The organism is Saccharopolyspora spinosa NRRL 18395, from assembly GCF_000194155.1.
Taxonomy (GTDB): domain Bacteria; phylum Actinomycetota; class Actinomycetes; order Mycobacteriales; family Pseudonocardiaceae; genus Saccharopolyspora; species Saccharopolyspora spinosa.
Genome location: NZ_GL877878.1, coordinates 1,266,351 through 1,279,628, shown reverse-complemented (window position 1 = coordinate 1,279,628; position 13,278 = coordinate 1,266,351). Strand labels below are relative to the sequence as shown.

Genomic DNA, 13,278 nt, shown 5'->3' with positions numbered 1-13,278 from the left:
GACACGAGTGGTTGATGATGCGCGTGTCGTAGCCGTTTCGGGTGGTGTATTCGGGACAGGAGTGCCAAAGTTCCGACCGTCGTGTGACTCCATTCGGCCGATCGTTTACATCGATCGGGCGCAGCAGTTGGAGGTGACGGTCGTGTCGCGATCCCGAGGGGTACTCCGCACGCAAAGCATTGCCACGATCACGCTGCTGACCGCCGTAGGACTGGCGATGGGTGGCACCGCCCTGGCCGTGCCGCCTCCGCCGGCCAACCCCAGCGACGCCGAGCTGAACGCCGGCCGAGCGACGGCGCAGTACACGGCGGGCCAGGTGGGGGAGCTGGCCTACCGGCTGTCCGAGGCCGAGTCGCAGCTGGTCGGCCTGCAGTCCCAGGTCGAGATCAAGATGGAGGACGCGAACAAGGCGCGAGTCGACCTCGGCCGCGCGGAGCGCGCCTACGACGACGCGCGGAAGGCCGCCGAAACGGCCGGTGCCGAGGCGGATGCGGCCGCCAGGCAGATCGAGGAGCAGCGCAAGCGGCTCGACCGGTTCGCGGCCAGCAGCTACCGGCAGGGCAGCCGGGTCGGCTCGGTCACGGCCTACATCGGTTCGAAAAACCCGCAGGACGTACTCGACCGGGCGGTCCTGCTGGACGCGATCAGCGCATCCCAGCTCGACGCCCTGGACGACCTGGAGCGCGCACGGGTCGAGAAGGTCAACAAGGACTCGCTGACCCGAGCGGCCCTGCAGGACGCGGAAGCGAAGCGCATCGCGGCGGACCAGGCGCGCAGCGCCGCCGAGGCCGCGAAGCAGGTGGCCATCACGGCGCAGGCGACGCAGGCGGAGCAGGCGCGCCGACTGGAGGCCGACAAGGCGGGCGTCGAGGCGCAGCTCGCCCAGGCGCGCTCCCGCGTAGCGGGTCTGGAAGCGCAACGCGGCCGGTATGAGAGCTGGCAGGCTGCGAAGCAGCGCGAGGAGGAGGCGGCGGCGCAGGCGGCGCTCCAGGTCGCAGCGAGCGGCGAAGCCGCGTCGGCGGCTGTCGTGGCCACGCAGCCTTCGAGTAGCCGGTCTGTGGAGATGGTCGTCGGGCGGGCGCTGTCCCAGCTGGGGGTGCAGTACGCCTGGGGTGGCGGGACTTCGCGCGGCCCATCGCAGGGCATCCGGGACGGGGGAGTGGCCGACTCGTACGGCGACTACCGCAAGGTCGGTTTCGACTGCTCCGGGTTGATGATCTACGCCTTCGCCGGTGCGGGCGTCGGCCTCGACCACTACAGCGGCTACCAGTACCAGTCCGGTCGGCGGGTGCCGCTGTCGCAGATGCGGCGCGGCGACATGCTGTTCTGGCAGGACGGCGGCAGGATCCATCACGTGGCGCTCTACCTCGGCAGCGGCAGGATGGTCGAAGCGCCGTACTCGGGCTCGCAGGTCCGGGTCACCGCAGTCCGCTACGGCGGCATCGCCCCGTACGCGGTCCGGATACTCTGAGTCGCCGAACGCGGACCGGCTGGCCGTGTGGTTTGGTCGGCTGGAACCATTGAGCTTGTGGCAGCGGACTTCGCGGCAGTGGTGCTGGCCGGTGGCAGCGCGCGTCGGCTCGGCGGCGTGGACAAGGTCTTGCTGCCGGTCGGGGGCAGGACCCTGCTTGACCGCACGCTTGATGCGGTCGTGGACGCCGACCCGGTAGTGGTGGTAGGGCGTCCGCGCACGACGTCCAGGCCAGTCGAGTGGACGTTGGAAGACCCGCCGGGTGGAGGTCCGCTCGCAGGTGTGCACGCCGGCTTGCTGAAGGTGCCCGCGTCGATGCCGTTGGTGGCGGTGCTCGCTGGAGATCACCCGCATCTGACGGCGGCGACGATCTCGCGCCTGATGCAGGCGTTGCGCGCCGATCCGGAAGCCTCTGGCGCGGTGCTGGCGGACGATGGTGGAAATCCACAATGGCTGGTGGGGGTGTGGCGGACAGCCGCTGTTCGGGTGTCGATGCCTGCGGAAATCCGCAACCGTGCTCTCCGCTCCGTCTTCGCGCCGCTCGCTCCGCTACGGGTTAGGGCCTCCGGGGCAGAGGCGTCCGATGTGGACACACCCGAGGACCTCAGTCGAGCCCGTCAGGCCCGGGAAGGCGATGGGTGAGGGGCATCCCTGACGACCAACTCGGCAAAGAACTCCGCTCGTAATGTTTGTAGTATCTGTGGTTTCAGTGTTGAGTGAAATTAAGATTTCGGTGGGGCTTCACAGCGCTCATACCGCCGGTGGGGTTGGGTGTCCGTGGGAGATTGCCCCCGCGCGAGTGTGCGACGGGAGCGTGCCAGGATCTTGATCGGCCGGGGACGGCCGCATCGACGACAGGAGGCTGGGAGAAGTGACCGAGGCCGGCAACGGTGAGAGCGGGGGCGCCGGAGCGGCGGCGGCGCGCCCGGCGGACCAGGTGAGCACCCCGGCGCGGGACGCGCAGCTGTTGGAGCGCACCGTCTTCGAGGTCAAGCGGGTGATCGTTGGCCAGGACCGGCTCGTCGAGCGGATGCTGACCGGGTTGCTGGCCAAGGGCCACATTCTGTTGGAGGGCGTGCCCGGCGTGGCCAAGACGCTCGCCGTGGAGACCTTCGCGCGGGTGGTCGGCGGTTCATTCTCCCGCCTGCAGTTCACCCCCGACCTGGTGCCCGCCGACATTCTCGGCACCCGGATCTACCGGCAGGGCAGCGAGCGCTTCGACGTCGAGCTCGGCCCGGTGTTGGCCAACTTCGTGCTCGCCGACGAGATCAACCGCGCGCCCGCGAAGGTCCAGTCGGCGCTGCTGGAAGTGATGGCCGAGCGGCACGTCTCCATCGGCGGCCAGAGCTTCCCGATGCCAGCCCCGTTCCTGGTGCTGGCCACGCAGAACCCGATCGAGAACGAGGGCGTCTACCCGCTGCCGGAAGCGCAGCGGGACCGGTTCTTGTTCAAGCTGCCCGTCGAATACCCGTCGGCGGAGGAAGAGCGCGAGATCATCTACCGGATGGGCGTGGCCGCTCCGGAACCCAACCCGGTGCTCAACCCCGACGAGCTGATCCGCCTGCAGAACGTGGCGGCCGGGGTGTTCGTGCACCACGCGCTGGTCGACTACGTCGTGCGGCTGGTGGTGGCCACCCGGGTGCCCAACGACCACGGCCTGTCCGACATCGCCGGCTGGGTGTCCTACGGCGCCTCGCCGCGCGCCAGCCTGGGCATCATCGCCGCCTCGCGGGCGCTGGCGCTGGTGCGCGGCCGGGACTACGTGCTGCCGCAGGACGTGGTCGACGTGGTCCCGGACGTGCTGCGGCACCGCCTGGTGCTGTCCTACGACGCGCTGGCCGACGGGATCCCGGTCGAGCACATCGTCAGCCGGGTGCTGCAAACCGTGCCGCTGCCGCAGGTGTCGGCGCGGCCGCAGACGGGCCCGCCTGCGGCCGTCGGCCCCGCTGGTCCCGGTGGTTACGGGCAGCAGCCGCACCTCGGGCCCAACCCGCACCAGTGAGGAGCGACGCAGCGGTGTCGGCAGCACCCCATTCCGGCCGAGGCGATCGTCCGTCCTGGGCGCCTCCCGCCCTGGACTCCGGACGGCTGGAGGCCGCCCTGCGGTCGCTGGAGCTGAACGTGCGCGGCCGACTCGACGGCCTCCTGCAGGGCAACCACCTGGGGTTGGTGCCCGGTCCGGGCACCGAGCCGGGCGAGGCGCGGGTTTACCAGCCAGGTGACGACGTGCGGCGGATGGACTGGGCGGTCACCGCCCGTACCGCCGAACCGCACATCCGGCAGACGGTCGCGGACCGCGAGCTGGAGACCTGGGTGGCGATGGACCTGTCGCCGAGCCTCGACTTCGGCTCGGCGGCTTGCGACAAGCGGGAGCTCGCCGTCGCCGCGTTGGCCGCAGTGATGTTCCTGACCAGCGGCGGCGGCAACCGGATCGGCGCGGTGGTGGACAACGGCACCAACCCGGTCCGGCTGCCGGCGCGCGGTGGCGCGGCGTATGCGCGGGCGCTGCTGAAGAAGGTGGCCGAGACGCCGCGCGCCGAGGAAGGCACGCGGGGTGATCTAGCGAAGTTGCTGGAGGCGCTGCGTCGACCGCCCCGCCGGCGCGGGCTGGCGGTGGTCATCTCGGACTTCCTGGGGCCGACGGATTGGCAGCGCGCGCTGCGCGGGCTGGGGGCCCGCCACTCGCTGCTGGCGATCGAGGTGCTGGACCCGCGCGACCTGGAATTGCCCGATGTCGGCACCGTCCTGCTGTCGGACCCGGAAACGGGCAAGCAGCGGGAGGTGCACACGACCCCGGTGCTGCGCAAGGAGTTCGCCGCCGCCGCTGCGGCGCACCGTGACCAGGTCGCGGCCGTGCTGCGGCGAGCCGGGTGCGCGCACCTGTCGCTGCGGACGGACTCGGACTGGATCGCCGACGTGGTGCGGTTCGTGGTGGCGCGCAAACGGGGTTGGTCCGGAGGAGCAGCGTGATGTTGAGTTTGTCGGGATTCACCACACCGTGGTGGTTCCTGCTGCTGTTCGTGGTCGCGGCGTTGATCGCCGGCTACCTGTGGGCGTTGCGCCGCCGCCGTCGGGACACGCTGCGGTTCAGCAACATGGAGGTGCTCGACCGGGTCGCATCGACCCGGCAAGGCTGGTGGAAGCACGTGCCTCCGGCGCTGCTCGGAGTGGCGCTGATCCTGCTCACCGTGGCGCTGACCGGACCCACCGCCGAGCAGCGGATCCCGCGCAACCGGGCCACCGTGATGCTCACCATCGACGTGTCGCTGTCGATGAAGGCCACCGACGTCGAACCCAGCCGCTTGGAGGCGGCGAAGGTCGCCGCGAAGGAGTTCGCGGACAAGCTGACGCCGGGCATCAACCTCGGGCTGGTTTCGTTCGCGGGCACCGCGACGGTGCTGGTGATGCCGACGACCGACCGGGCGAGCGTCAAGCAGGCCATCGACAGCCTGAAGCTGGCAGAGGCGACCGCCACCGGCGACGGGATCAACGCCTCGCTGCAGGCCATCGACTCGTTCGGGAAGATCGTCGGCGGCCCGGCCGGGGCGCCACCGGCTCGGATCGTGCTGATGGCCGACGGTGGGCAGACGATCCCGCGCGAGATGGACGCGCCGCGCGGTGCCTACACCAAGGCCAAGGAAGCCAAGCAGGTCGGGATCCCGATCTCCACGATCTCCTTCGGCACCAAGCACGGCAGCATCGAGATCGAGGGCGAGCAGGAGTGGGTCGAGGTCGACGACGAGGCGATGCAGGAGATCGCTCGGCTCTCTGGCGGTGAGTTCCACAAGGCTGCCAGCGCCGAGCAGTTGCGCGAGGTGTACGCGACGCTCGGCGAGCAGATCGGGTACGAGACCAAGCACACAGACGCCAGCAAGCCGTGGCTGGTGCTGGGTACGCTCGCCGCGATCATCGCGGCCGGGATCTCGTTGTTCGCCGGCCGAAGGTTGCCTTAGCGACGGGAGCGCCGGTGGGCACAGCAGCGGGTTTTCTGTGGGAGTTCGTCAAATCGCCGACCACGACCGCTGCCGTCGGTCCCAGCTCGCTGTCGTTGGCCGAGCAGATGGTGGCGCCCATCCCGCACCGGGGTGATCCGGTGGTGGTCGAGCTGGGGCCGGGCACCGGCGCGTTCACCGAGGTGATCCAGCGCCGGCTCGGCGGCCGCGGACGGCACCTGGCGCTGGAGCTCAACCCGCGGTGGTCGGCGGAGCTGGGGGAGCGGTTCCCGGCGGTGGAGTCGGTGTGCGCGAACGCCCGGGAGCTGCCGGAGCTGTTGCGGCAGCGCGAGTTGCGGGCCGATGTCGTGGTCAGCGGCCTGCCGTGGGTGGCGCACGCGCCGATGGACGGGGTTCCGCTGATCCGGCTGATCGCCCGGTCGCTGGTTCCCGGCGGCGCGTTCACGCAGTTCGCCTACACCTGGACGAGGTGGGCCCCGCCGGCCCGCCGGCAGCTGGCAGACCTGCGGGCCGAGTTCGAGGAGACGGTGATCAGCCGGACTGTTTGGCGCAACCTGCCGCCTGCCGTGGCCTACTTGGCCAGGCGGCCGCGGCAGGCCGGCTGAGCGCACTGATGGCGACCGATCTGGTGCGGTGCGTTACGTTCCAGGGATGTCTGGTGCGGTTGTAGCCGGGTTGGGCGAGGTTCCACTGCTCGTCGAGCTGGGCATTGCGCTGCTGTTCTCCAGCTTGATCGGGCTGGAGCGGGAGATCCGGGCCAAGAGCGCCGGACTCCGCACGCACGCCTTGGTGGGCGTCGGCGCGGCGCTGTTCATGCTGGTGTCCAAGTACGGCTTCGGTGATCTGCTGGTGCTCGACCGGGTCTCGTTCGACCCGTCGCGGGTGGCGGCGCAGATCGTCTCGGGCATCGGGTTCATCGGCGGTGGCTTGATCTTCGTGCGCCGCGACGCGGTTCGTGGCCTGACCACTGCGGCCACGGTGTGGGTGGTCGCCGCGGTCGGTATGGCTTGCGGCAGCGGCCTGGTGGTGCTGGCCGCGGCGGTGACGGCTGTGCACTTCCTCGTGGCGATGGGATATCCGCGGTTGATGCGGTTGATGCGTAAGTCGCTGCGGGAGCCGCAGGTGCTTCGCATCGGTTACCTCGACGGGTACGGCGTGCTGCGCAGCGTGCTGACCCTGTGCACCAGCCGGGGGTGGACCGTGATGGATCTGGAAGTGGAACGCGAGGACACCGACGACGAGCAGCAGCGGACCGCCGTGGTCGCGCTGAGGCTGCGAGGCAAAGCCCCCGCAGCGGCGCTGGTCGAAGAGATCAGCGCGCTGCCGGGCGTCTTGCATACCGCGGTCGGGGAGGCCTTCGAACCGGGCTTCTAGCTCACGTCGCGCTGTTGCGGACTTCTTCCATGTCGAGTTCGCGGGCCTGGCGGATGACGTCTTCGAAGACGTTCTCCGGGAGTGCACCGGGCTGTTGGAAGACGAGGACGTTGTCGCGGACGATCGCCAGCGTCGGGATGGAGCGGACCTCGAAGGCGCCGGCCAGCTGCGGCTGGGCCTCGGTGTCCACCTTGGCGAAGACGATGTCGTCGTGCTTCTCGGCACTGCGTTCGAAGACTGGCGCGAACATCTTGCACGGGCCGCACCAATCAGCCCAGAAGTCGATGATCACGAATTCGTTGCCGGAGACGACCTCGTCGAAGTTCTCGGTGGTCAGCTCGACCGTTGCCATCTGATTTCCTCCTGGCTGGTTGCGCGCTTATCCGAGCAACACGGGGCACCGGCCTCGCATTCCCCGGCCCGGTATCGCATCCATCACCGCGCGTCACGACCCGCTGACGTTGAGAGCGCGGGCGACGAGGGTGGCGAGGTGGACCGGCTCGGTCTCGCTGGTCTGGCGTAGTTGGGTTCGGCAGCTGAAGCCGTCGGCGACGATCTCAGTGCCCGGGTCGGCCGCTCGCACGGCCGGGAGCAGGGCTTGTTCGGCGCAGGCGATCGAGACGTCGTAGTGGCCGCGTTCGAAGCCGAAGTTCCCCGCCAGGCCACAGCAGCCCGAATCCAGCACCCGCGCGCGGGTTCCGGTGGCGTCCAATGTGGCCTGATCGGCGGCGAAGCCCAGTTCCGCGTGCTGGTGGCAGTGGACCTGCACCAGCGCCTCCGGCCCGGATTCGGCTCGCCGCCACTGCGAGCGGGTCGGTTCGACCCATTCGGCGAATGTCTTGGTTGCCGCGGCCAGCGCCGCGACGTCCGGGTCGTGTGGTGCGAGTTCCAGCGCGTCGTTGCGCAGGAAGGCGGTGCAACTGGGTTCCAGGCCGACGACGGGCAGGCCCTGGTCGATTCGGGGTCGCAGCAGGTGGGCCGTGCGGCGGGCCATCGAGCGGGCGATGCCGAGCTGCCCGGTCGAGTGCCAGGTCAGCCCGCAGCAGACCGGCTCGCGCGGCATCTCCACAGTGTGGCCCAGCGCTTCGAGGGCCGCGACGGCGTCCCGGCCGATCTGCGGATCGAAGTGGTTGGTGAAGGTGTCCGGGAAAAGCACCACGCGAGTGGTGGTGTTGACGATCGGGCGCCGCCTCGACCACCACGCCTGTAGTGTCTGCGGCGCCAACTCCGGGACCGCGCGCCGGGCGTCGATGCCGCCGAGCCGCTTGAGCACTGGGGCCAGCGGTCCGGCGAGCACCCGGTTCGCCAGCTTCGGAACGCGCTGCCCCAAGCGCAACCACAGCGGCAGGAAACCCATAGCGTAGTGCGAGGCTGGGCGGACGCGGTGCCGGTAATGGTGGTGCAGGAACTCGGCCTTGTACGTCGCCATGTCGACATCGACCGGGCAGTCCGACTTGCAGCCCTTGCACGACAAGCACAGGTCCAGCGCGTCCCGGACCTCCGGCGAACGCCAGCCGCGGCGGACGACACGACCGGCCAGCATCTCGAACAGCAGGTGCGCCCTACCCCGGGTGGAGTGCTTCTCCTCCTTCGTGGCCCGGTAGCTCGGGCACATCACCCCGCCCGTGGTGTTCAGGCATTTGCCCATCCCGACGCAGCGCCGGGTCGCGGCCGCGAGATCGCCAGAGTCGGCGTGCAGCGCCAGCGTGGTCCGGCTCGGCAGCCGGGGCGGGGCCACCAGCAGCCGCAGGTCGGCGTCGACCGGGCGCGGGCGCACGATCTGGCCCGGGTTGAGCAGGTCGTCGGGGTCGAAGGCGGTCTTGAACCGCTCGACGGGGTCGAAGGCGGTCTTGAACCGCTCGAACGCATCGATCACCTCGGGCGGGTACATCCGGCTCAGCAGCGCCGACCGCGCCTGGCCGTCGCCGTGCTCGCCGGAGACCGAACCGCCGTGCGCGACGACCAGGTCCGCCGCAGCCTCCAGGAAGGCCCGGTACTCGGTTGCGCCAGGGGAGGACAGCAGGTCGAAGTCGATCCGGACGTGGATGCAGCCGTCCCCGTAGTGGCCGTAGGTCACCCCGCGGCGGCCGAACCTGGCCAGCAGCGCGTCGAATTCCCGCAGGTAGGAGCCCAGGCGCTCGGGCGGTACGGCGGCGTCTTCCCACCCGGGCCACCGTTCGGAACCGGCCATCCGCGTCGAGTAGCCAGAGCCTTCCTCGCGGATCTTCCACAGCGCGGCCATCCGGGCTGGGACGGTGTGGATCACGCTCTCCGCCCGTGTACCCATCGCCTCCGCGATGCGATTCGCCGCCGCCTCGGCCTCGCCCTGGTCGGCTCCGCCGGATTCCACCAGCAGCCAGCTCCGGCCAACGGGCAGCAGCCGCAATGCGGGCGAGCCGGGGTTGCGCTGGCGCACGACGTCCACCAGTTCGGCGCTGAGCCCCTCGATCGCCAGCGCGTCCAACCCGCGCAGCCGGGGCACCTCGTCGGCCGCAGCGTAGGTGTCGGGGAAGCCGAGCACCGTCATCGCCCGGACCGGCGGTGAGGGCACCAGCTGGACCGTCGCGCCCAGCACCACGGCGCAGCTGCCCTCGGTGCCGACCAGGGCCCGGGCCAGGTGGAACCCGTTCTCCGGCAGCAGCTGGTCCAGGTTGTAGCCGGACACCCGCCGGGTCAGGTCCGGGAACGAGCGGCGAACCAGGTCACCGGCGTCCTCGCGCAGCGCCCGCAGCTCCTGGTAGAGGCGACCCGTCCGGTCGCCGCGCGTGCACAGCCGGTCCAGTTCGGTCGGCGAGGTCGCGCCGAGCTGCAGTCGGGTGCCGTCGGCGAGCAGCACGTCCAGCGAATGCACGTTGTCGACGGTCTTGCCCCAGGCGACCGAGTGCGTGCCGCACGCGTTGTTGCCGATCATGCCGCCGAGCGTGCAGCGGCTGTGGGTGGAGGGATCCGGCCCGAAGGTCAGGCCGTGCCCGGCGACCGCGGACCGCAGCGAGTCCAGCACGACGCCCGGCTGCACGCGGGCCAGCCGCCGCTCGGGGTCGATGTCCAGGATTCGGTTGAGGTGCCTGGAGAAGTCGAGAACGAGGCCGGGACCGACAGCGTTCCCGGCGATGCTGGTGCCCGCGCCGCGGCCGGTGATCGGCACGCCGTACCGCCGGGCGACTGCGACCGCCGCGGTCACGTCGTCCTCGGTGCGGGGGAGCACCACGCCGATCGGGACCTGGCGGTAGTTGGACGCATCGGTGGAGTACAGCGCGCGGGTGCCGGGGTCGAAACGAACCGGGCCGGACAGCGCGCCGCGCAGCTCGGCGGCGAGGTCGTCGAACGAGGTGGCCATGAAAGCGCCTCCCGGGTCGGGGCTCCTGTAGCGCAGTCTGCCTGCCCCGGTCGCTGTAGGGGGACCACGACACGGTGCAGGTATTTCTGTATGGACGCGACGAGCGGCCAGGGATCGCGAGCGGATAATGTCGCGGCTGAAAGGAATCTTGAGATTTGTTCGAGGGGAGATCCACAGTGGCACGGTCCGTACTGGTGACCGGCGGCAACCGCGGCATCGGGTTGGCCATCGCGAAGGCCTTCCAGGCCGCCGGGGACAAGGTCGCGGTCACGCACCGCGGATCGGGCGCCCCGGAGGGGTTGTTCGGGGTGCAGTGTGACGTCACCGACCAGGAGCAGGTGGCTGCGGCCTTCGACGAGGTGGAAGCCGCGCACGGCCGGGTCGAGGTGCTGGTTGCCAACGCGGGCATCACCGACGACACGCTGCTGCTGCGGATGAGCGAGGACCAGTTCAGCCGGGTCATCGACGCCAACCTGGCCGGTTCGTACCGGGTGGCCAAGCGGGCGGCCAGCAGCATGCTGCGCAACCGCAAGGGCCGGATGATCTTCATCTCATCGGTGGTCGGGCTCTCCGGGTCCGCCGGGCAGGCCAACTACGCGGCGAGCAAGGCGGGCCTGGTGGGCCTGGCGCGCTCGATCGCCAGGGAGCTCGGCTCGCGCAGCATCACGGTCAACGTGGTGGCGCCCGGCTTTGTCACCACGGACATGACCGATGCGCTGACCGAGGATCGCAAGAAGGAGATCCTCGGCCAGATTCCGCTGGCCAGGTTCGCCGCCGCCGAGGAGGTCGCGGCCACTGTGGAGTGGTTGGCCTCCGACGCAGCGGCCTACGTCACCGGCGCGGTGATCCCGGTCGATGGCGGCCTCGGGATGGGCCACTGAGTCCGGTCCGGTTGGACGGGTGCAGTGGACGATCAAGTCTTTTCGCGAAAGCACAGCGGAGGAAACACGTGAGCGGATTGCTCGAAGGCAAGCGGATTCTGATCACTGGCGTGATCACGGACGCCTCGATCGCGTTCCACGCGGCCAAGGCCGCCCAGGAGCAGGGCGCCGAGGTGGTGCTCACCGGGTTCGGCCGGATGAGCCTGGTTCAGCGCATCGCCGGCCGGTTGCCCAAGCCTGCGCCGGTGCTGGAGCTGGACGTGACCAGCGACGAGCACCTCGACAGCCTCGCCGACCGGGTGCGCGAGCATGTCGATGGGCTCGACGGCGTGCTGCACTCCATCGGCTTCGCCCCGGCGTCCTGCCTGGGCGGGGACTTCCTGGCCGCGCCGTGGTCGGACGTCTCGACCGCGCTGGAGGTCTCGGCGTACTCGTTCAAGTCGCTGAGCACCGCCACGCTGCCGCTGCTGGGCGACGGCGCCTCGATCGTCGGCATGGACTTCGACGCCCGCGTCGCCTGGCCCGCCTACGACTGGATGGGCGTGGCCAAGGCCGCGTTGGAGTCGACCTCCCGCTACCTGGCGCGCGAGCTGGGGCCGAAGGGCGTCCGGGTCAACCTGGTGTCGGCCGGTCCGGTGCGGACGATGGCGGCCAAGTCGATCCCGGGCTTCGCCGACCTGGAGGCCGGCTGGGGCAATCGCGCCCCGCTGGGCTGGGACGTCAACGACCCCACCCCGGTGGCCAAGTCGGTGTGCGCGGTGCTGTCGGACTGGCTGCCCAAGACCACCGGTTCGATGATCATGGTCGACGGCGGCGTGCACGCCCTCGGCATCTGAGTTGCGACGCGCCCGCGGCCGGTGCCCCCGGCTGCGGGCGCTCGTCGCGCGGCGGCATCATGGTCGGGTGAGCTTTGATGCGTTGCTGTTCCTGTCGTTCGGGGGCCCCGAAGGCCCGGATGAAGTCCGACCGTTCCTGGAGAACGTGACCAGAGGCAGGGGAGTGCCGCCGGAACGCCTCGACGAGGTCGCCGAGCACTACCACCACTTCGGCGGGGTGTCTCCGATCAACCGGCTCAACAAGGACATCATGGCGGCCCTGGAGGCGGAACTCGCTGCGCAGGACCGGGAGCTGCCGGTCTACTTCGGTAACCGCAACTGGCACCCGATGGTCGAGAAAACCGTCGCGAAGATGGCCGATGACGGGGTGCGCCGCGCACTGGTGTTCGCCACCTCCGCCTGGGGTGGTTACTCGGGTTGCAAGCAGTACCACGAGGACATCGCGCGGGCCCGCGCCGCGGTCGGCGAGCGGGCCCCGGAACTGGTGAAGCTGCGGCAGTTCTTCGACCACCCGCTGTTCGTCGAGTCCAACGCCGACGCGGTGCGCCGCGCGTTCGCCGAGATGGACCCGGCGCAGCGCGAGCAGGCGCGCCTGGTGTTCACCGCGCACTCGATCCCGGTGAGGGCCGATGGGCAGGAGGGGCCGGACGGTGCGCCGCAGTGGTATTCCCGCCAGATCGCCGAGGCGTCGCGGCTGGTAGCGGAGGCGGTCGGGGAGGCTGACTACGACGTGGTTTGGCAGTCGCGCTCCGGGCCGCCGCAGGTGCCGTGGCTGGAGCCGGACATCTGCGACCACATCGAGGGTCTGCACGCCAAAGGCGTCCAGGCGGTGGTGGTCAGCCCGATCGGCTTCGTCTCCGACCACCTGGAGGTGCTCTGGGACCTGGACAACGAAGCCAAGGATAAGGCCGCGGAGCTGGACATGGGCTTCGCCCGCGCGGCGACGGCCGGTCCGGACCCGCGGTTCGCGAAGCTGATCGTCGAACTCATCGCCGAGCACACCGACGGCGTCGAGCCGCGGAAGCTTTCCACCATGCCGGCAGCAGGTTCCACCACCAACGGTGAACCCTGCGCCCCCGGTTGCTGACGGGCCGGTTCCGCGTGGAGGGCATCACGATGGTGACGATCGAGCCGAACTACGGCCTGGACGTCGTGCGCACGGTTCGAGGATTTCCTGAAGTCGAGCAGCTGCACGCCACGATCGGAGTGCGGGATCTCGTGCTGACCGGCCGCTGACGGTGGGCCATCGTTCCGGGTGAAGGGCGCCTCCTGCCAAATGATTTGGCGAAAGGCGCCCTTCACGCTTCCACGATCGGGTGAGTCAGGACTTCTCGGCTCGGTCGGCGAGGACGCGGACCATCTCGGCGACCGACGCCCGGCGGGCGGCGGGGACCGCGACGAACAGCGGGCGCAGGGCCTCCGTGCG

The 13,278-nt window shown here is 70.2% G+C and carries 12 protein-coding genes; 10 read left to right on the top strand and 2 right to left on the bottom strand.

Annotation, left to right across the window (positions count from 1 at the left end):
* Nucleotides 1-142 precede the first annotated feature (142 nt).
* From SSPN_RS0106470 to SSPN_RS0106440, 7 genes are all read left to right on the top strand, one after another.
* Nucleotides 143-1,471: an NlpC/P60 family protein gene (locus SSPN_RS0106470; RefSeq protein ID WP_044573510.1), complete on the top strand. Its 1,329-nt coding sequence runs from the start codon at nt 143-145 to the stop codon at nt 1,469-1,471.
* Nucleotides 1,472-1,528: 57 nt separating this feature from the next.
* Entirely contained in the window at nt 1,529-2,113 is a 585-nt protein-coding gene (mobA, locus tag SSPN_RS0106465) for a molybdenum cofactor guanylyltransferase (RefSeq protein WP_010693030.1), read from the top strand.
* Nucleotides 2,114-2,342: 229 nt separating this feature from the next.
* Nucleotides 2,343-3,473, top strand: coding sequence for an AAA family ATPase (locus SSPN_RS0106460; protein WP_010693029.1), 1,131 nt, complete (start codon nt 2,343-2,345; stop codon nt 3,471-3,473).
* 14 nt (nt 3,474-3,487) lie between these two features.
* The gene (locus tag SSPN_RS0106455) at nt 3,488-4,441 is read left to right on the top strand and encodes a DUF58 domain-containing protein (protein WP_010693028.1); all 954 of its coding nucleotides are present in this window, start codon (nt 3,488-3,490) and stop codon (nt 4,439-4,441) included.
* 2 nt (nt 4,442-4,443) lie between these two features.
* A complete protein-coding gene (locus tag SSPN_RS0106450) occupies nt 4,444-5,424 on the top strand; it encodes a VWA domain-containing protein (RefSeq protein ID WP_029535032.1) in 981 nt (326 codons plus the stop codon).
* Between the two features lie 14 nt (nt 5,425-5,438).
* Nucleotides 5,439-6,029 carry a class I SAM-dependent methyltransferase gene (locus tag SSPN_RS0106445; protein ID WP_010693026.1) on the top strand — a complete coding sequence of 197 codons (591 nt, stop codon included), beginning with the start codon at nt 5,439-5,441 and terminating at the stop codon, nt 6,027-6,029.
* 46 nt (nt 6,030-6,075) lie between these two features.
* Entirely contained in the window at nt 6,076-6,798 is a 723-nt protein-coding gene (locus SSPN_RS0106440) for an MgtC/SapB family protein (protein ID WP_029535031.1), read from the top strand.
* A gap of 1 nt (nt 6,799) precedes the next feature.
* Here the strand turns inward: SSPN_RS0106440 and trxA are convergent, their stop codons facing one another.
* Both trxA and SSPN_RS0106430 read right to left on the bottom strand, forming a co-directional pair.
* Nucleotides 6,800-7,150, bottom strand: coding sequence for a thioredoxin (gene trxA, locus SSPN_RS0106435; RefSeq protein WP_010693024.1), 351 nt, complete (start codon nt 7,148-7,150; stop codon nt 6,800-6,802).
* A gap of 93 nt (nt 7,151-7,243) precedes the next feature.
* Nucleotides 7,244-10,135, bottom strand: coding sequence for an FAD-binding and (Fe-S)-binding domain-containing protein (locus tag SSPN_RS0106430; RefSeq protein WP_010693023.1), 2,892 nt, complete (start codon nt 10,133-10,135; stop codon nt 7,244-7,246).
* A 176-nt stretch (nt 10,136-10,311) separates the two neighbouring features.
* Here SSPN_RS0106430 and fabG point away from each other — a divergent pair, with 176 nt between their 5' ends.
* From fabG to SSPN_RS0106415, 3 genes are all read left to right on the top strand, one after another.
* The gene (fabG, locus tag SSPN_RS0106425; protein WP_010693022.1) at nt 10,312-11,016 is read left to right on the top strand and encodes a 3-oxoacyl-ACP reductase FabG; all 705 of its coding nucleotides are present in this window, start codon (nt 10,312-10,314) and stop codon (nt 11,014-11,016) included.
* A 68-nt stretch (nt 11,017-11,084) separates the two neighbouring features.
* Nucleotides 11,085-11,852, top strand: coding sequence for an enoyl-ACP reductase FabI (fabI, locus tag SSPN_RS0106420; protein WP_010693021.1), 768 nt, complete (start codon nt 11,085-11,087; stop codon nt 11,850-11,852).
* Nucleotides 11,853-11,919: 67 nt separating this feature from the next.
* On the top strand, nt 11,920-12,939 hold the full coding sequence (locus SSPN_RS0106415) for a ferrochelatase (protein WP_010693020.1): 1,020 nt from the start codon (nt 11,920-11,922) through the stop codon (nt 12,937-12,939).
* Nucleotides 12,940-13,278 lie beyond the last annotated feature (339 nt).

Coding starts and splice junctions, on each gene's coding strand:
- trxA (WP_010693024.1), bottom strand. CDS start 7,150: ATGGCAACGGTCGAGCTGACCACCGAGAACTTCGACGAGGTCGTCTCC.
- SSPN_RS0106440 (WP_029535031.1), top strand. CDS start 6,076: ATGTCTGGTGCGGTTGTAGCCGGGTTGGGCGAGGTTCCACTGCTCGTC.
- SSPN_RS0106430 (WP_010693023.1), bottom strand. CDS start 10,135: ATGGCCACCTCGTTCGACGACCTCGCCGCCGAGCTGCGCGGCGCGCTG.